Annotated in this window: 15 protein-coding genes; 6 read left to right on the top strand and 9 right to left on the bottom strand. The window is 51.5% G+C overall.

The features are described 5' to 3' along the window. Window positions 1-7 precede the first annotated feature (7 nt). From rsmF to yebS, 3 genes are all read right to left on the bottom strand, one after another. The gene (gene rsmF / locus GE278_13095) at window positions 8-1,510 is read right to left on the bottom strand and encodes a 16S rRNA (cytosine(1407)-C(5))-methyltransferase RsmF (protein QLK61650.1); all 1,503 of its coding nucleotides are present in this window, start codon (window positions 1,508-1,510) and stop codon (window positions 8-10) included. Between the two features lie 218 nt (window positions 1,511-1,728). Continuing rightward, complete coding sequence (locus GE278_13090; protein QLK61649.1) at window positions 1,729-4,359, bottom strand: MCE family protein; 2,631 nt, start codon at window positions 4,357-4,359, stop codon at window positions 1,729-1,731. Beyond that, on the bottom strand, window positions 4,328-5,575 hold the full coding sequence (yebS, locus tag GE278_13085) for a membrane integrity lipid transport subunit YebS (GenBank protein QLK61648.1): 1,248 nt from the start codon (window positions 5,573-5,575) through the stop codon (window positions 4,328-4,330). Before yebS ends, GE278_13090 begins: the two co-directional genes overlap by 32 nt. Window positions 5,576-5,832: 257 nt before the next feature. On the opposite strand from yebS, the gene GE278_13080 reads away from it, so the two are divergent. From GE278_13080 to htpX, 4 genes are all read left to right on the top strand, one after another. Continuing rightward, window positions 5,833-6,330, top strand: coding sequence for a GAF domain-containing protein (locus GE278_13080; GenBank protein ID QLK61647.1), 498 nt, complete (start codon window positions 5,833-5,835; stop codon window positions 6,328-6,330). Between the two features lie 95 nt (window positions 6,331-6,425). Further along, window positions 6,426-7,115 (top strand): RNA chaperone ProQ, encoded by a 690-nt coding sequence (gene proQ, locus GE278_13075; GenBank protein QLK61646.1) that lies wholly within the window; start codon window positions 6,426-6,428, stop codon window positions 7,113-7,115. A 19-nt stretch (window positions 7,116-7,134) separates the two neighbouring features. Continuing rightward, window positions 7,135-9,210 (top strand): carboxy terminal-processing peptidase, encoded by a 2,076-nt coding sequence (locus tag GE278_13070; protein ID QLK61645.1) that lies wholly within the window; start codon window positions 7,135-7,137, stop codon window positions 9,208-9,210. A 290-nt stretch (window positions 9,211-9,500) separates the two neighbouring features. Further along, entirely contained in the window at window positions 9,501-10,382 is an 882-nt protein-coding gene (htpX, locus tag GE278_13065; GenBank protein QLK61644.1) for a protease HtpX, read from the top strand. A gap of 61 nt (window positions 10,383-10,443) precedes the next feature. On the opposite strand, the gene GE278_13060 is transcribed toward htpX, so the two are convergent. Beyond that, a complete protein-coding gene (locus tag GE278_13060) occupies window positions 10,444-11,847 on the bottom strand; it encodes an MFS transporter (protein QLK61643.1) in 1,404 nt (467 codons plus the stop codon). Between the two features lie 237 nt (window positions 11,848-12,084). On the opposite strand from GE278_13060, the gene kdgR reads away from it, so the two are divergent. Next, window positions 12,085-12,876, top strand: coding sequence for a DNA-binding transcriptional regulator KdgR (gene kdgR, locus GE278_13055; GenBank protein QLK61642.1), 792 nt, complete (start codon window positions 12,085-12,087; stop codon window positions 12,874-12,876). An 81-nt stretch (window positions 12,877-12,957) separates the two neighbouring features. Here kdgR and GE278_13050 read toward each other — a convergent pair whose 3' ends face one another. The 5 genes from GE278_13050 to hxpB all read right to left on the bottom strand — a co-directional run bounded on the left by GE278_13050 (window position 12,958) and on the right by hxpB (window position 17,879). After that, window positions 12,958-14,349, bottom strand: coding sequence for a cation:dicarboxylase symporter family transporter (locus GE278_13050; GenBank protein ID QLK61641.1), 1,392 nt, complete (start codon window positions 14,347-14,349; stop codon window positions 12,958-12,960). A 186-nt stretch (window positions 14,350-14,535) separates the two neighbouring features. Next, window positions 14,536-15,093, bottom strand: coding sequence for a metal-dependent hydrolase (locus GE278_13045; protein ID QLK61640.1), 558 nt, complete (start codon window positions 15,091-15,093; stop codon window positions 14,536-14,538). A 150-nt stretch (window positions 15,094-15,243) separates the two neighbouring features. Next, window positions 15,244-16,005 (bottom strand): 2-dehydro-3-deoxy-D-gluconate 5-dehydrogenase KduD, encoded by a 762-nt coding sequence (kduD, locus tag GE278_13040; protein ID QLK61639.1) that lies wholly within the window; start codon window positions 16,003-16,005, stop codon window positions 15,244-15,246. A gap of 77 nt (window positions 16,006-16,082) precedes the next feature. Then, a complete protein-coding gene (kduI, locus tag GE278_13035) occupies window positions 16,083-16,919 on the bottom strand; it encodes a 5-dehydro-4-deoxy-D-glucuronate isomerase (protein ID QLK61638.1) in 837 nt (278 codons plus the stop codon). Window positions 16,920-17,213: 294 nt separating this feature from the next. Beyond that, window positions 17,214-17,879: a hexitol phosphatase HxpB gene (gene hxpB, locus GE278_13030; GenBank protein ID QLK61637.1), complete on the bottom strand. Its 666-nt coding sequence runs from the start codon at window positions 17,877-17,879 to the stop codon at window positions 17,214-17,216. 192 nt (window positions 17,880-18,071) lie between these two features. On the opposite strand from hxpB, the gene GE278_13025 reads away from it, so the two are divergent. Beyond that, the gene (locus tag GE278_13025) at window positions 18,072-18,620 is read left to right on the top strand and encodes a hypothetical protein (GenBank protein ID QLK61636.1); all 549 of its coding nucleotides are present in this window, start codon (window positions 18,072-18,074) and stop codon (window positions 18,618-18,620) included. Window positions 18,621-18,654 lie beyond the last annotated feature (34 nt).

The following is an 18,654-nucleotide window of genomic DNA, read 5'->3' as shown; positions in this document are numbered from 1 at the left end:
AAAATAATTAACCAGTTGGTAAATCTGTATGTCGGGTCGCACCGTCCCGAACCAGTTCACGCGGCAAACTATTTTTGATCCTGCTGCCAATACGTTTCGCTAAACCCAGCGGTTGATCGAGCCACGTTACCAGACATTCATCTTTTGGCGGTGCGACATCCGGATAGATGTCGACGCCGCGCAGCCAGTTTTGTGCAAGCTCATCACTTATCTCAAAACGATTTGCGGCATCTGGAGCGCTGAATGCGACCACTGCTTCATGCTGCCAGCGGAATCCTTTCGGAAAACGTTCTGCCAGACGCACTCCGATGCGCGAGAAACGCACTTTGCCAAACAATGGTTCGAGCACGGCCGGGAACAGCCAGATTTCTTTATCGCGCTGCCACAGGGTGAACTGTTTTTCAGGCCAGCGCAGACCAGAGCGCGCGGCGGCACTCACGATCTCGGCCGTGTCCTGACGGGACATCGCAGAGAACGGGAAACGGCCGACTTTATAACCGGGTGCCGGCAAACGCGTGACCGAATCTGTTTTACGAAAGCGCGCGACAAAAAATCCTTCGCTGTCGTAGACCTGTGGGAATACATGCAGATAACCCTCCGGGGTGACGGCTTTCGATGCGCCATCAAATAAAGTTTCCAGCGTTTCCACTTCAACGGCGTCAGCATAGGTCTCAAGCAACCATTGGCAAACCTGCTGGTTTTCCTGTGCGTTGAGTGTACAGGTCGAATACACCAGCACGCCGCCCGGCTTTAGCGCATGGAAGGCACTGTCGATCAGCTCACGCTGGGTGGAAGCAATGTCCGCAACGCTTTCCTGGGACCAGTTGCTCATCGCATCGGCATCTTTACGGATAACCCCTTCACCAGAACAGGGCGCATCAAGCAGGACTGCGTCAAAGGTTTCTGGCAGGGCGGCACCAAATACCCGACCGTCAAAATGGGTGAGTGCCGTATTGCTCACGCCACAGCGGCTGACGTTGGCATGCAGAACTTTCACACGGCTGGCGGAGTATTCGTTGGCGAGAATGCCGCCCTGATTGTTCATCAGCGCAGCGATTTGCGTAGTTTTAGACCCCGGCGCAGCGGCGACGTCCATGACCAGTACCGGTTGCGTTTCGTTGGCAAACAGCGCGGTTACGGGCAGCATGGAACTGGCTTCCTGAATGTAAAACAGCCCCGCCAGATGCGCGAGCGCGTTACCTAGCCGTGACTCATCCAGAACATGGCGGTTGATCCAGAAACCTTCCGCACACCAGGGTACCGGCTCTAATTCCCACTGATAGTGGGTGGCCAACTCAAGAAACGCAGGCACGCTGATTTTTAGCGTATTGACCCGCAGGCTCGGGCGGAGAGGGCGCTGACACGCAGCAATAAAATCTTCCATGCTGAGATTTTCAGGCATGACGGCGCGGGTCGCGTCGAGAAACGCTGCGGGTAATTTATCCGCGAAGGCGCTGGCTGTAATGAGTTTTGACAAAGGTTCGGTTCCAGAACTGAATAAGTTTTCCAGCGCCGGAGTTTAACATATTTACGCAGGATCCACGGCAGCCGCCACTTTCACAAAATAAAAAGGCCACCCGAAGGTGGCCTGGAGACCGATGGCAAAGTGTGTCGGCAGCGGCAGTAAAGACAGGCAGATCGCAAAGACGCTGTGGAATCCTCCCTGATGGCTCGAACCACGCCATCCATGGCGGGGACGCTTTACTTTTCTGCCTGTCTTCACCCCTGTCAGTTTCTGGGGATCGCTGTGCCCCAGTTTTGCCAGTCTTTCGGTGCTTCCGGGTTAAGCAGGAAATGATTGCCGTTGGCGGCTTTCGGTGCAAGCGGTGTGGTCGGTGGTGTCGCAAAGGCGATACCGCCACGGATAAATTGCTGGAAGGTCCCACTTTTGAACATCCCGCCGGTCAGACCGAATTGCAGGTCATACCCTGAAGCCAGCCAGAAGACGGTATTTGCACGCACCAGATATTGGTACTTTTTACTGATCCGCAACGTGACGTTGACGCGATCGGCCATCGCACCGAGATAGAATCCTGAAACCGTACCTACTTCGATACCACGGAACAGCACTGGCGTACCAATTTGCAGCGAACCCACTTCGGCAGCATCAACCACAATGCCTAAACCGTCAGTGTAACGTGAATCGGTAATGGTCGATTCCTGCAGATCAAAATTACGCGTTGGTGCACCTTTTCCGGCTTCAACGTTGATGTAAGGCTGGAGCAGTGTATCCAGATTACTGACGCCACCGGCGGAAATCTCCGGTGAAACAATCGAGAAGCGCGAGCCACGACGGGCGAAGTTATCCACATATTCCGGATACAGCACGGCCTTGGCCGCCACCTGATTCAGCTGCGGATCCAACTTCAGAGACTCCACCTGCCCGATAGTAATGCCGAGATAGCGCAGCGGCATTCCCGGTGACAGCTTGCTGGCATCGTAAGTATTGAGAATGATTTGGCTGCCGACAGCGCGTGCAGACGTTTCGGAATCATACAGAATACGTTTCACGCCTTTGGTGAGCGTCACGCCTTCCAGATTATCGAAGCTGATGGCACCTTTTAAGGCGCGATCCAGCGGTGATGCCTGTACGGTGAGACCGCTCCCGTTCAGCTGCACTTTGGCACCGCCTTCGGCCCAGAAGATGCTCTTATCGGTCAACAGGTTGCGATATTGCGGCTGAATGTACACGTCCACTTCGAACTCATTGGCTTTCGGGCGAACGTTGACAATTTCACCGACCTGGAACTTGCGGTAGAGCACGACAGATCCGGTCTGCACGTCTGGCAGGCTTTTCGCGGTCAGCGTCAGCGTTGCGCCGGGTTGTTCGCCCTGAATGCCTTCAGCCGCTTTTTCGGCATTGCTGTAGAGCGGATATTTCTGTCCCGGTGCGCCTTTGGTGCCGGGAATAATGCGCACGCCACCGTCGACCCATTCCTGAGCGCTGGCACCTAGCACTTCCATCCCGTCGATACCCAGTTTCACGTCCACACGGCTGTTGACAACAAACTTACTGTCTTTGTGCAGCAGGTCTTTGTATTCCGGCATGATAGCGACATTAAAGACGATGCCTTCGTCAGTCAGTTTACGATCCATCACCTGCCCGACGGTGATACCGTAAAGTTTGATCGGCTGTCCGGCATCAATGCCATAGCTTTGCGGCGCAATCAGCTGGAGTTTGATGGTGCCGGGATCCTGAAGTAGCTTGCTGTTGCTGTCGAGTACCACGAAATGCTTCTTAGGTTCGCCTTCGCCGGGGATAAGTTCCAGCGTATTGCCGGTTAGCAGCTGGCTGAGATTAGCATTGCTGAGGCTGATTTTCGGACTGTTCATTTCAATGCGTGTGCCGGTTCGGATCATATCCAGCACTGAAGGGTCAACGGTCAGTTTACCGGTGACTTTGCTGTCGGCCTGCAAGGTGATTTTGGTCAGCGTACCGACCTGCAATCCCTGATACATCAGCGGCGTCTGACCTTCAGAGAGGCCGTCGCCATTCGGTAAGTCCAAATCGATTTCCACACCGCGCTGGCTCTGCGCCAGATCGGGGTACAGCACGTAGGACTGATCGGCTTTGGCCGGTTTACCGTCGTTGGGCGAATCCATTGAAATCGCGCCATTGACCAGAGCCGCCAGGCTTTCCATCTGTACTTTCGCACCGCTCAGGCTGAAATCCCCTTTGAAACCAGAAACGTTCCAGAAGCGGGTATTATCCTTAACCAGGTTCGCAAAACGTTTGTCGATCAGCAGGTCAATGGTTACGCCGTTATTGCCGCTTTCGATATCGTAATCGTAGACTTTACCGACCGGGATTTTACGGTAATACACCAGTGAACCGGTGCTCAGTGAGCCCAGATCTTTGGCGTGAAGATGAATCATCAGTTCGCCGGTGTTGAGGCGGAATTTAGGCTGTGTATCAAGCGCGACAAAATGATCTTTTTCTTTGCCCGGTCCCGGCATCATCCCGATGTAGTTACCGCCAACCAGCGCATCAAGCCCGGAAACTCCGGCAAGTGACGCTTTCGGCGTGACCAGCCAGAATTGCGTGCCTTCGCGCAACGCGTCAGACAAATCGCTTTTGATACTCACTTTCACCTGAATCGTGCGCAGATCTTTGGTCAGGCTGATGGATTCCACCGTCCCGACTTCGACGCCCTGATAACGGACAGGCGTGCGGCCCGCAACAATCCCAGCCGCGGACTGGAAATCGATCGTCACCGTCGCGCCGCGCTCCTGATAGTTACTGTAAATCAGCCATCCGGCGATCAGTAAAGCAATAAACGGCAGCAGCCAAAAAGGTGAAATCCGGCGTCTGTGTTTTATCCGTGCTTCAGTCGGTGTATTCGGCGTTTCCTGTTGCATGTGCATCCCAAATCAAGCGGCTATCAAGCCATTCAACGGCAAGAATGGTCAGGATTACGGCAGAGCCAAAGTAAAAGGCTGCCGGTCCCATTGTAAATGACAAAAGCTGGTCACGATTTACCAGCGACATCATTAATGAAATTACAAACAAATCGAGCATTGACCAGCGTCCGATCCAGGTTACCAGCCGTAATAAACGTACGCGCGTTTTCAGTCCCTGAATCGCTTTGAAATGGATACTGAGCAGTAAGGTCAGCATCACGATAACTTTTGTGAAAGGCACCAGAACGCTGGCGATAAAGACAATCGCGGCGATCGGTATATTTCCTGACGTAGCGAGCGACACTACGCCAGAAAAAATGGTGTCCTTCAACTGTTGGCCGTTAGCATAAATAATCGAAATTGGCAGCATGTTGGCGGGGATGAGGAAAATCATCGCCGCAATCAGCGCAGCCCAGGTTTTTTGCAGGCTATGTTTATAGCGTACCCGCATCGGCGTGTGGCAACGAGGACAGCGTCCGCGTTCATCGGGCTGACCGGTGAATTTACAGGATAAACACAGGCGCAGTGAAGTGGGCACGCCCTTTGGCTGGCGCTGTGGATAAAACTCTTCCCACAGTTGTTCGATGTTGAGATTAATCATGGTCAGCGTAACCATCACCGTCATCATCAGATAGGCTGCCAGCGCCACGCCGACATCGATATCCGCATACTCCTTCACTTTGATACTGGCGACGGCCATCCCCACCAGATAAATATCGAGCATAACCCAGTCTTTAAGGCGGTCGAGCATCAGCAGCACGGGTTTTAGATTCATGCCCAGTTTGCTGCCAAAATGCAGATAAAGGATAGAGAGCGCCAGTGTCAGCGGCGCGCCGATAGTGCAAAAAGCGACCATGCTGGCGGTGACCGGATCGCCCTGACGCGACATCTGCCAGATACCTTCGAGCAGGCTGGCGTCAATGCGAGTGCCCAGCAGGCGAATGCTGATTAACGGTTCGGTGTACGCGAACGGCATCAGCAGCAAAATGCTGATTGCGATGGTGATCAGGCGGGGCAGAGAACACACCCGGCCTTTTTCGACTTTTGCATTGCAGCGCGGGCAGTGTGCCGTCTGCGTACGCTTGAGTGCCGGCAGCGAAAACAGATGGTCGCATTCGCTACAGCGCTGGTAGCGAACTTGCGGGATCTGCGCTGATATTGTGTTTATTTTCATAGTACCTGGAGTAGTAAGAATACCTGTTGTTACAATTACGCATCCCCTCAAAGGGGTCAGGCGAGGCCATCAGGCCAAGATCAGCCAGGTTTTTTTGACAAAATAACGTATTATGCGGTCGGCAAACAGTTATTGTAGGCGAGTCTTTTTGATGTCACACAGGATTAACCTTGTTCAAATGGGCATTTAATGCTTATTTTAGAGAGGTTAAGCACACCAGAACGGCTCAGTGCCCTTAGGTTATTATTGGTTACTACATGAATAAAGAAGCATTCTACACGGAATTAAAACGTGATTTGAACGCGTTGATCGCCGGAGAAAACAATTTTATTGCCACTCTGTCGAACGCCAGTGCTTTACTGTTTGAACGTCTTGAAGGCGTCAACTGGGTGGGTTTTTATCTGATGGATGGCACTTCACTGGTGCTGGGTCCATTCCAGGGTAAAATTGCCTGCGTGCGTATTCCAGTGGGAAAAGGCGTATGCGGAACTGCAGTGGCGGAAAATTCCGTTCAGCGTGTGGGCGATGTCCATGCCTTTCCGGGCCACATTGCGTGTGACGCAGCAAGTAATGCTGAGATTGTTCTGCCCATTACGGTGAAAGGAACAGTTATCGGCGTATTAGACATTGATAGCACCGTTTATCAGCGCTTCGATGAAGCCGATGAACAGGGGCTGACAGAGTTAGTCAGCGGGCTTTGCCAGCATCTTGAAAGCTGCGATGCTGAAAAATATGTCAATCTGATCGTAAGTTGATCGTCGGATAACGTGGCATTTAATAATGGCGTCATTATAATGGCGCCTGTTCATGCCTGCGCCGGTTGGCAAACCCGTTGTAATCAGGAAATTTCATGGAAAATCAACCTAAGTTGAACAGTAGTAAAGAAGTCATCGCCTTTTTGGCTGAGCGGTTCCCGCTCTGTTTTACCGCCGAAGGCGAAGCACGCCCATTAAAGATCGGTATCTTTGCGGATTTGGTCGAGCGCGTGCAAGGTGAAGAGAATCTGAGCAAAACTCAGTTACGCTCTGCTCTGCGTCTGTATACCTCAAGCTGGCGCTATCTGTACGGCGTTAAAGTTGGCGCAGAACGCGTTGACCTTGATGGTAATTCATGTGGTGTTCTTGAAGAGCAGCACGTCGAACATGCCCGTAAACAGTTGGAAGAAGCAAAAGCCCGCGTTCAGGCACAACGTGCAGAACAACAGGCTAAGCGTCGTGAAGCCGGTGAAACTACTGAGCCACGTCGTCCACGTCCGGCCGCTAAAAAACCTGCGCCGCGTCGTGAAAATGCGCCCGCTGCTGTGGCTGGTCAGGAAAATCGCAAACCACGTACACCTCGTCCACCGCGTGAGGAAAAACGTGAACCGCGTCATGTGCCAGTAACAGACATTTCAAAACTGCAAATTGGCCAGGAAATCAAAGTCAGAGCAGGACAGAGTGCGATGGATGCTACCGTTTTGGAAATTGCCAAAGACGGTGTTCGCGTTCAACTCTCTTCGGGTCTGGCGATGATCGTGCGCGCAGAACATTTGCAGTTCTGATACGGAGGCCAACTCAGGCATGAACAAATTTGTCAGATTAAGCGTTATCGCAGGTCTGTTAATGGCAGGAGCAGGGCTGGTGAATACCAGCTTTGCAGCGAATGAGAGTGCACCGGTCACTCTCGCTCAACTCCCTGACCTGACACAGGACCCTCAGGACGCCACGGTGAGCGAGCGTGTTACGGCACGCTTTACCCGTTCGCATTATCGTCAATTCGACCTTAATGCAGATTTCTCAGCGAAGATCTTCGACCGTTACCTCAACATGCTCGATTATGGCCATAACGTATTGATGGCTTCTGACGTGGCGCAATTTACTGATAAGCGCGCTACTTTAGGTGAGGAACTGAAAACCGGTCAGTTAACCACGCCATACGCTTTATTCAATCTGGCACAAAAACGTCGCTTTGAGCGCTATGATTATGCGTTGAAAGTGCTCGCCCGCCCGATGGATTTCACTGGCAATGACACGATTGAACTTGATCGCAGCAAGGCCCCGTGGCCAAAAGACCGCGCGGAGCTGGACAAATTGTGGGATGCGAAAGTCAAATATGACGAGCTAAACCTCAAGCTGACCGGTAAAAACGATCAAGAAATTCGCGACGTGCTGTCCAAACGCTATCATTTCGCGATGAAGCGTCTGACGCAAAGCAACAGCGAAGATGTATTCCAGCTGGTAATGAATGCCTTTGCGCATGAAATTGACCCGCACACGAACTACCTTTCCCCGCGCAGTACTGAGCAGTTCAATACCGAAATGAGCCTGTCTCTGGAGGGTATTGGTGCCGTTCTGCAAGGTGACGACGATTATACAGTTATCAACTCAATGGTTGCAGGCGGCCCGGCGGCCAAAAGCAAAGCCATTGCAGTGGGCGATCGCATTGTCGGCGTAGGTCAGGTTCAGGCTGGCAAACCTTCACCAATGGTGGATGTGATCGGCTGGCGTCTCGATGACGTCGTTGCGCTCATCAAAGGGCCGAAAGGCAGCAAAGTTCGCTTGCAGATCCTGCCAGCGGGCAAAAATGCTAAAAATCACGTTATCACGCTGACTCGCGAAAAAATTCGCCTCGAAGACCGTGCAGTCAAAATGACCATCAAAAATGTCGGCTCTGAAAAAGTCGCCGTGATGGACATCCCTGGCTTCTACGTCGGTCTGACTGATGATGTAAAAGTACAGCTGCAGAAGATGGCGAAACAAAACGTCAACAGTCTGGTGATCGATCTACGTACCAACGGCGGCGGCGCACTGACTGAAGCGGTTTCTCTGTCAGGTCTGTTTATCCCAAGTGGCCCTGTTGTGCAGGTTCGCGATAACAACGGCCGCATCCGTCAGGACAGCGATACCGATGGCGTCGTTTATTACAAAGGTCCGCTGGTGGTGCTGGTCGATCGTTTCAGTGCTTCTGCATCTGAGATTTTCGCTGCTGCTATGCAGGATTATGGCCGCGCGTTGATTGTAGGTGAACCTACTTTCGGTAAAGGTACCGTTCAGCAGTACCGTTCGCTGAACCGTATTTACGATCAGATGCTGCGCCCTGAATGGCCGGCGCTGGGTTCCGTGCAATACACTATCCAGAAGTTCTATCGCATCAACGGTGGCAGTACTCAGCGTAAAGGGGTTACCCCAGATATTCTGATGCCAACCGGTATTGAATCGATTGAAACGGGCGAGAAGTTCGAAGATAACGCGCTTCCGTGGGATAGCATTAACGCCGCGACATACAGCAAACTGGGAGACATGAAGCCGTTCCTGCCAGATTTGTTGAAAAATCACGATGCGCGTATTGCGAAAGATCCAGAGTTCCAGTACATCCAGGAAGATATCGCGCGCTACAAAGCCCTTAAAGACAAACGTGATATCGCCTCTCTGAATTACGCCCAGCGTGATAAAGAAGATAAAGAGGATGATGCACTGCGTTTGAACCGCCTGAATGAACGTTTCAAACGTGAAGGTAAAAAACCACTGAAATCTTTGGATGATTTGCCGAAAGATTATGTGGCGCCAGATCCTTATCTTGATGAAGCCGACAATATTGCGGTCGACCTCGGTAAGCTGGAAAAAGCATTGGGTGATCAGGCTCCGGCTGTAAAATAATCAACTTGTAGCATGACGATCACTTTGAAGAAGCGCACTCCGGTGCGCTTTTTTTATGGAACAAAAACAAAAGGGAAACGGCTGTCGGAAAGTCGTGTCCAAAACACCGGGGGTACATGTAAAATAAAATACTTCAAAATGTAAAGTATTGTGATTTTGGGCGACTGTAGTGTGCAGACTCTTGAATCCGTATAAGAAGCCCATAGGATCAGTATTAGCCGGACAGGCTATGTCCCGGTAGTACGACTCAATAAATAATGATGAAGTAACGATGAGGAAATGAAAATTTTATGATGCGTATAGCGTTGTTCCTGATGACTAACCTGGCAGTTATGCTGGTCTTCGGGCTGGTGCTCAGCCTGACAGGCATTCAGTCCAGCAGCGTGCCGGGGCTGATGATCATGGCCGGGCTGTTTGGTTTCGGTGGTTCTATCGTCTCTTTGCTGATGTCTAAGTGGATGGCGTTACGCTCGGTGGGGGGGGAAGTGATCGAGCGGCCGCGTAATGAAACTGAGCGCTGGCTGGTGGAAACCGTTCGCCGGCAGTCTCAGCAGGCGGGCATCGGCATGCCACAGGTCGCGATTTATCACGCACCCGATATTAATGCATTTGCTACGGGGGCGCGCCGTGATGCCTCTCTGGTGGCCGTGAGCACTGGTTTGCTGCAAAGTATGAGTCAGGATGAAGCCGAGGCAGTTATTGCCCACGAAATCAGCCATATTGCTAACGGTGATATGGTCACCATGACGCTGATTCAGGGGGTCGTGAACACCTTTGTTATCTTTATTTCACGTCTGATTGCGCAGGTGGCCTCTGGATTTCTGTCCGGCAACCGTGATGGCGAAGAAAGTGGTAGTGGCAATCCGATGATTTATTTCGCCGTAGCGACAGTGCTGGAGCTGGTGTTCGGGATCCTGGCCAGCATCATCACGATGTGGTTCTCGCGTTACCGTGAGTTCCATGCAGATGCCGGTTCCGCGAAACTGGTTGGTCGTGAAAAAATGATTGCGGCTTTACAGCGCTTGAAAACCAGCCATGAACCACAGGAAGCGGGCAGCATGATGGCGTTTTGTATCAATGGCAAATCCAAGTCGTTCAGTGAGCTCTTTATGTCTCACCCGCCACTGGATAAACGTATTGAAGCGCTGCGCAGCGGCGAATACCTGAAGTAAGCATAACGCGTTATATATAAATGCCCGGCAATTGCCGGGCATTTTGCGTTCTGAGACGTGCTCAGGATTTCATATTTTCAGCTGCTTTCTGACTGCTGGTTTTCTGCGTCATGCGCAGCAGGCTGACCAACGCGCCTGTTCCGGCCAGCATCCCCGCTAAAATCAGCGAAGCGTGTGTACCGTGGGCCGGGAACAGGTTAAACATCAGTGCCACCATCGCCGCCCCCGTGGTTTGACCTAACAGGCGCGCGGTGCCCAGCAGACCGCTGGCACCGCCACTACGGTTACGTGGCGCCGAGGTAATGATGGTGTGATTATTCGGCGACTGGAATAAACCGAATCCTGCGCCGCACAGCAGCATGCGCCAGATGATGTTCAGATGTGAAGGCTCCGGTGGCAGCAAGGAAAGTGAAAACAGTCCGAAAGAAAAGACGATAAGCCCGATACCACCCAGCATTCCGGGGTGATAACGCTCGACCAGACGTCCTGCAATCGGTGCCATCACCATAGTCGCCAGCGGCCACGGTGTCAGCAGTAAACCGGTATCCACCGAATTCAGTCCGAGCGTATTTTGCAAGAAGAAGGGCAGTGAAACGAATGCCAGCATTTGCGCGCTGAAGGAACAAAGTGACGTGCCCAGCGACAGGCTGAAAATTGGGATACGCAGCAAATCCACCGGCAGCAGAGGGAAAGGTTGAGAGAGCTGACGGCGCACAAAGAACCAGCCAACAATCAGCAATGCAACCACTTCCCCCAGAATCAGCATATGATTCTGGCCCTGAGCAAAACCACTGATGGCGATGATCAGCAACCCAAAGGTCAGGGCATTCATTACGCTGCTGGTAAAATCAAATCGTTGCCCCTGGCTACGCGTCGAGTTCGGAGGAAGAAACTTTAACCCAAGCAGCAGGGCGGCAATCCCGATAGGGACGTTGATGGCAAACAGCCACTGCCATGAGGCTACCGACAGGATCCCTGCGGCGATAGTCGGCCCGGCGGCAGACGAGACAGCAACAATCAGTGCATTAATCCCCACGCCTCGCCCCAGAAAGCGTTGCGGATAGATAATCCTGATGAGCGCTGTATTTACACTCATGATTGCCGCTGCGCCGAATCCCTGCAATACGCGGGCGATAGTCAGCGTGGTCAGTGAGTCCGACAGCGCGCAAAACAGCGACGTAATACTAAACACCAGCAGACCCGTTTGATAGATACGACGGTAACCGAAAATATCCCCTAATGAGGCGAGAGAAAGTAGCGAGATGGTAATCGCCAACTGGTAGGCGTTCACCACCCAAATAGACGCTGCCGGACTTGCGTGGAAATCATTAGCAATCGTCGGCAAAGCGACATTGGCAATAGCGCCATCAAGCACGGAAACGGTGATGCCCAGAGCGATAGCCAGAATCGCCCCGTATCGCTGGGGAACGGGAAGCCCGTCATTGGGTATTGTAGTCGTCGTCATATGGTCTGCAGCACGTTGTCATCAATGAGGGTAATATTACTACGCTAATCAACCTAAAGTGACAACAGTCACAGTCTGTGACGATTTAATGGGGTGATGCAGATTCTGAAACGGGGTTAACAGTTCTTACATTGCCGTTCAATCCCCTGATTGCTTCTGTGTGATGCTTGCCACTATAATAAAAACTACGTTCTATTTTTTTTGAAACAAAACCAACGCGAGCAGGTAATTCATTCTATGGCTATCGCAGATCTTGATAAGCAACCCGATTCCGTTTCCTCTGTCCTGAAAGTTTTTGGTATTTTGCAGGCGCTGGGCGAAGAGCGCGAGATTGGTATCACTGAACTTTCTCAACGCGTGATGATGTCAAAAAGCACGGTGTATCGTTTCTTACAGACGATGAAATCTTTGGGATACGTCGCGCAGGAAGGGGAATCAGAAAAATACTCGCTGACCCTCAAGTTGTTTGAACTGGGCGCGAAGGCGTTGCAAAACGTCGATTTGATCCGCAGTGCTGATATTCAGATGCGTGAATTGTCCCGTCTGACGCGTGAAACTATCCACCTAGGCGCGCTGGATGAAGACGGCATTGTTTACATCCACAAAATCGATTCAATGTATAACCTGCGTATGCATTCCCGTATCGGTCGCCGTAACCCGCTGCACACCACCGCTATTGGTAAAGTGCTGATGGCGTGGGGCGATAAAGCTGAAGTTAGTGCGCTGTTGCAGGAAATTGAATTTACCCGCAGTACTGAAAACACCATTATGAATGCCGCTGATTTACAGACGGCGCTGGATCAGGTGCGTGTGCAAGGTTACGGTGAGGATAATGAAGAGCAGGAGCAGGGACTTCGTTGTATCGCTGTGCCGGTTTTTGACCGCTTCGGCGTGGTGATTGCGGGATTGAGTATTTCCTTCCCGACTATTCGTTTCTCTGAAGAAAGTAAGACTGACTACGTTGCTATGCTACACACGGCGGCACGCAATATTTCAGAGCAGATTGGTTTCCACGACTACCCGTTCTGATTATTAAACTTTGCACAGAGCAGTGACGCATAAAAAAACCGAAGCCCAGGCTTCGGTTTTTTGTTTTTAAACGTCGAGAACTTAGCGGTGTGCCAGTTCAGCCGTCTCTTCCGAATCCATCACCGTTTTATCGGTTTGTTTCAGGATCTGGCTGGTGATGGTACCGGCGGTCATTGAACCACTGACGTTCAGCGCAGTACGCCCCATGTCTATCAGAGGCTCAACGGAAATCAGCAGCGCGACCAGTGTGACCGGCAGGCCCATTGCTGGCAATACTATCAGCGCAGCGAAGGTTGCACCGCCACCGACGCCTGCAACACCCGCAGAACTTAGTGTTACGATACCTACCAATGTTGCAATCCATACAGGATCAAATGGGTTGATACCTACAGTTGGGGCAACCATCACGGCCAGCATGGTCGGATATAGACCGGCACAGCCATTCTGGCCAATAGTGGCACCGAAGGAGGCTGCAAAGCTGGCGATAGATTCCGGAATACCCAGACGACGGGTTTGCGCTTCCACGCTCAGCGGGATAGTGGCTGCGCTTGAACGACTGGTGAACGCGAAGGTCAGCACCGGCCAGACTTTACGGAAAAATTTCGCCGGGTTAACGCCGGTGAAGGACAGCAGGACTGCGTGGACGACGAACATAATCGCCAGACCCAGATATGAAGCCACCACGAAGCTGCCCAGCTTGACGATATCCTGAATGTTCGAGCCTGCCACCACTTTGGTCATCAAAGCCAGCACGCCGTACGGAGTCAGTTTCATCACCAGACGCACCAGCTTCATTACCCACGCCTGCAGGGTGTCAATGAAGACCAGAACGCGAGGGCCTTTTTCCGCATCATCTTTTACCAGTTGCAAGGCTGCAACGCCCACGAACGCGGCGAAGATCACGACACTGATGATTGAGGTTGGGCTTGCACCGGTCAGATCGGCAAACGGGTTTTTAGGTATAAAGGAAAGGATTAGCTGTGGAACGCTCAGGTCTGCCACTTTGCCGACATAGTTAGACTGAATGGCGGTCAGACGCGCCGTTTCCTGTGTACCCTGCACCAGACCTTCCGCGGTCAGGCCGAACAGACCAGTCACAAAGATACCGACCAGAGAGGCGATAAGCGTGGTGAACAGCAGAGTTCCGATGGTCAGGAAACTGATTTTACCTAATGAGGACGCATTATGTAATTTCGCAACCGCACTTAAGATAGATACGAACACCAGCGGCATCACGATCATTTGCAGCAACTGCACATAACCATTACCGACGATGTTAAACCAGGTAATTGACGTTTTCAGTACCGGGTCATCAGAGCCGTAAATCAGCTGCAGCGCCAGACCAAAAACCACACCGAGTCCCAGACCAGCCAGAACTTTTTTTGCCAGACTCCACTGCTTGTGACGGGTTTGCGCCAGCAGTATAAGCAAAGCAACAAAAACCACTACGTTAAGAACGAGCGGAAGATTCATACCAAACTCCAGACTTATAGTTTTATATTTTAAACGGGTGTTCCAAAAAGGATTGCACCATCCCATAGCGTTGGAGTGAAGAATATCAGTTTGGGTGCCCGATCATTTATATCCAAAAAGAATGCTTTATAACTTTTTGGCTATATTTGTATTAATTATCACCGGATTGCGGCTATTTCATGCTGATCAAACAAATAGCTTCAGCAGATGATTAAATATCTCGGGATTGATTGCACCAATGATGGGCGTCCAGTCGGGCCAGAACAAAGTAAATCCGACCAGCATCAGGCAAAGCGTGCGCTCCAGCTGATTGCCTTTCTGACTGTTAATAATTGGCAAGCGAAAACGCCAGCGGCAAGGCCAGAGCAGAGGAACACCCGCAGGCGTCAGCATATCGGCAAGAATATGACTGAGATAGCCAATGACCATGGCATGAAATGCATCCGCCGGGATAACCCAGTTGTGGGGGAAATGAGTACGTAAAAGAAAAATACCGCCGATGACGGCCAGCAGACTGTGCGTAAAGCCGCGATGCCCGAAAGCGCGGGCAATCGGATGGGAAATCCATTTCAGGCGCTGGCCTATCAGTGATTTTGGGTGATCAATGTCTGGGAGCAGGCACGTCAGTAAAGACCCTGGGATAATATGCCACCAGTCGCCGTGCGCCAGCTCGGGTGAGAGCTGCGCCTTCTTGGCAAATACCGCACAGGCGATAGAAAAAATGAGGTGGCCTTCCGCCGTCATGACGCGTCCGAACTGGATAACTGTTATTTTATCCAGTATAAGTGAAACTGTCACAATGTTGGAAGCGGAACCCTGTAACTAATTGTCAACGGATTGATTAAATGGGGAAAGACGTATAAAAATACGTCTTAAAATTGTCACGTATGTTTTTCAGCGAGCCAGCCAGCCTCCGTCGACGGCGATGGTGTAGCCATTGACATAATCTGAAGCTTTGGAGGACAGGAAAACGACCGGCCCCATCACGTCCTCCGGCAAACCCCAGCGCCCCGCCGGGATACGATCGAGAATCTCTTTGCTGCGCTCACCGTCCGAGCGAAGTTGCTCAGTATTATTGGTCGCCATATACCCTGGGGCAATCGCATTCACGTTGACATTGTGCTTCGCCCATTCATTGGCCATCAGTCGCGTCAGACCCATCACCGCGCTTTTCGATGCCGTGTAAGAGGGCACACGTATTCCGCCCTGGTAAGACAACATCGACGCGATATTAATGATCTTGCCGCCATTGCCTTGTTTGATGAACTGTTTCGCGACCGCCTGCGACATAAAGAACAGTGTTTTGCTGTTGACGTTCATCACGTCATCCCAGTTTTTCTCACTGAATTCGATGGCGTCTTCACGGCGGATAATCCCGGCATTGTTAACCAGAATATCGATATGGCCGAATTCTCGGATCGCTTGTTCTATCAGCTCTGGAATGCCCTGAATGCTGCTCAGGTCGGCGCGCAAATCGAGGAAACGACGACCGGTTGCGGCGATTTTTTCAGCTGTTTCACTTGGCTCAGATACATTGATGCCAATGATGTCACAACCGGCCTGAGCCAGTCCGAGCGCCATTCCTTGCCCAAGCCCGGTATTGCAACCGGTCACGATGGCGACTTTGCCAGTTAATTCAAACGCATTGAGGATCATAATCAGAATCTCTTTTGCAACGGCGCATTCGCCTGAAAGATAAGAAGGCTCCGCACGGTTGTGACGAAGCCACTGGGTTAGCGAATTTCGCTGACTTTGACGTGGTCCATGTCGTCGAATACCTGGTTTTCACCAACCATTCCCCAGATAAATGTGTAGTTTTTCGTCCCTACGCCCGCATGAATTGACCAGCTCGGGGAGATCACCGCCTGCTCGTTGTGAACGAGCAGATGGCGTGTTTCCTGCGGTTGCCCCATCATGTGGAAGACTGCGGTTTCTTCTTCCATATTGAAGTAGAAATACACTTCCATACGACGCTCATGGGTGTGGCACGGCATGGTATTCCACAGGCTGCCTTCTTCCAGTTTGGTCAACCCCATGGTCAGCTGGCAGGTTTCCAGAACGTCCGGCACGATGAATTTGTTGATGGTACGGCGGTTGCTGGTGGCTGCATCGCCGATGGTTTGTGGAGAGGCCTCTGCCAGCGTGATTTTTTTGTCAGGGAACGTGGTGTGGGCCGGAGCGCTGTTGTAGTAAAACTTGGCCGGTTTTGCTGCATCAATGCTGCTAAATTCCACCTGTTTAGCACCTTTGCCGACGTAGAGCGCTTCTTCATGACCAATTTCATAAGTTGTGCCATCGACAACGATGACGCCCGGCCCGCCGATATTGATCACACCCAGTTCACGGCGTTCAAGGAAATAGCTTACGCCAAGCTGCTTACCGACTTCATCTCCGACAGAGACTGTTTTTTCAGCAGGCATCACGCCGCCTACAATAATGCGGTCGATATGGCTGTATGTCATGGTGTAGGCATTTCTCTCGAAGATCTTCTCGATGAGAAATTCGCGGCGTAACTCAGCGGTATCAAGGGTTTTAGCGTGATCGCTGTGAATGCTTTGACGAACTTGCATGTCGTGCCTCTCGTGCGTTGTGATGTGCATATAAAGGAGGACTTACCGGGCTAGTCTGACCGTTGCGTGGCAGTGACAGCTTACAGAAGCAGGAGAGCTCCCGGCTCGTCCGTATTGCAGAAAGCATAAGGACATTGGCATGTGAATTCAATAAAAATGAAATAACGTTTTATTTATTTATGAGTCAGCTCAAGATTTCCGAAATTAATCGACCAAGAGGGGAAGGGAATTCGAAAGGGAGCGAGGAGGAAATCAACGGCGCAACAGTGAATTTCAGTCTGCTGCGCCTGAGAGTCAGCGGATATGCGCGGGTATTAATTCCTCCAGTGAGGACAATTTGGTATCAGCCAGCGCCCAGCGAGGGTCGGCGCAAAATTCATGGGCCGGGACCACAATTGAACGCATACGTGCCGCTTTGGTAGCGATCATCCCGTTAAAGGAATCCTCCAGCGTCACACAGTTCAGCGGATCGACCTGCAACTCTGCGGCAGCGAGCAGGTACACTTCCGGATGGGGCTTGCTATAGGGCAGTTTTTCGGCAGAAACGCGCACCTGAAAGTACGAATGCAGGTTGAACATTTCCAGCACAGTATCAAGCATGTGCAGCGGCGACGCGGAAGCCAGTCCGATTTTCAGTCCCTGATCTCGGCACAGTTCCAGCGCATGCGTCACGCCGGGTAGCAGTGGCCGGGTTTGCTCAACCAGTTCGATGGTGCGGGCGATGACCATCGCCGAGGTTTCTTCCTGATTCGGCCCCTGCCAAGGCAGCGCCTGATACCACATCCGCACCACCTGATCGATGCGCAGGCCAAGTGTATCCGGCAGTAAATGCCGCTGTGTGATATCCACACCCAGACTGCTGAACACATCAAGCTCTGCCTGAACCCATAAAGGTTCAGAATCAATTAACAGACCATCCATATCGAAAATTGCGGCATTAACAGGGCGTATGTAAGCCATGCGGGTGAACTCCGTATCAGTGAAAGAAATGCTACTCTATCACTGGCGGTGAAAGGGATAAATCCGTTGGCAAAATTCCTAAAGGGGCCATTTTTGGCGAGCTGTGGTGCTAACTGATTAAAATGATGAGCAGAGCAGACCTTCTGTGGGTAAACTTAGCCGTTGATAAAGACGTCCTAACAAGGGGAATTCATGACGTACCAACAAGCTGGACGTGTCGCAGTCCTTAAAAGGATTGCAGGATGGGTAATTTTCATCCCTGCGCTGCTTTCTACACTGATTTCATTGCTTACTTTTATTAATGAGCATACTAAGGCTCAACAGGGCATCAATGCGGTGATGCTGGATTTCGTCCATGTCATGGTGGATATGGTACGATTTAATACCACTTTTCTTAATGTGTTCTGGTACAACTCGCCGGTGCCGTCTTTAGGCCAGGGGATGACCAGTGCGAACATTATGTTCTTCATTATTTATTGGCTAATTTTTGTCGGTCTGGCGCTTCAGGCGTCCGGTGCAAGAATGTCACGTCAGGTGAAACATATCCGAGAAGGCATACAGGATCAGCTAATTCTGGAGCAGGCCAAAGGCGCAGAAGGGCGCACGCGTCCTCAGATTGAAGAACGGATTGTGATACCGCGGCATACTATTTTTGTGCAATATTTTCCGCTGTATATTCTGCCGATTATCATTGCCGTTATCGGCTATTTCATTTTGAAATTGTTGGGTTTACTGGTTTAGCAGATCATGAATTCCGCGAGCCAATAAAGCGATT

This window comes from Enterobacteriaceae bacterium Kacie_13, assembly GCA_013457415.1.
GTDB lineage: Bacteria > Pseudomonadota > Gammaproteobacteria > Enterobacterales > Enterobacteriaceae > Rahnella.
The sequence above is the reverse complement of the archived record's forward strand: the minus strand, read 5'-3'. Positions and strand labels throughout refer to the sequence as shown.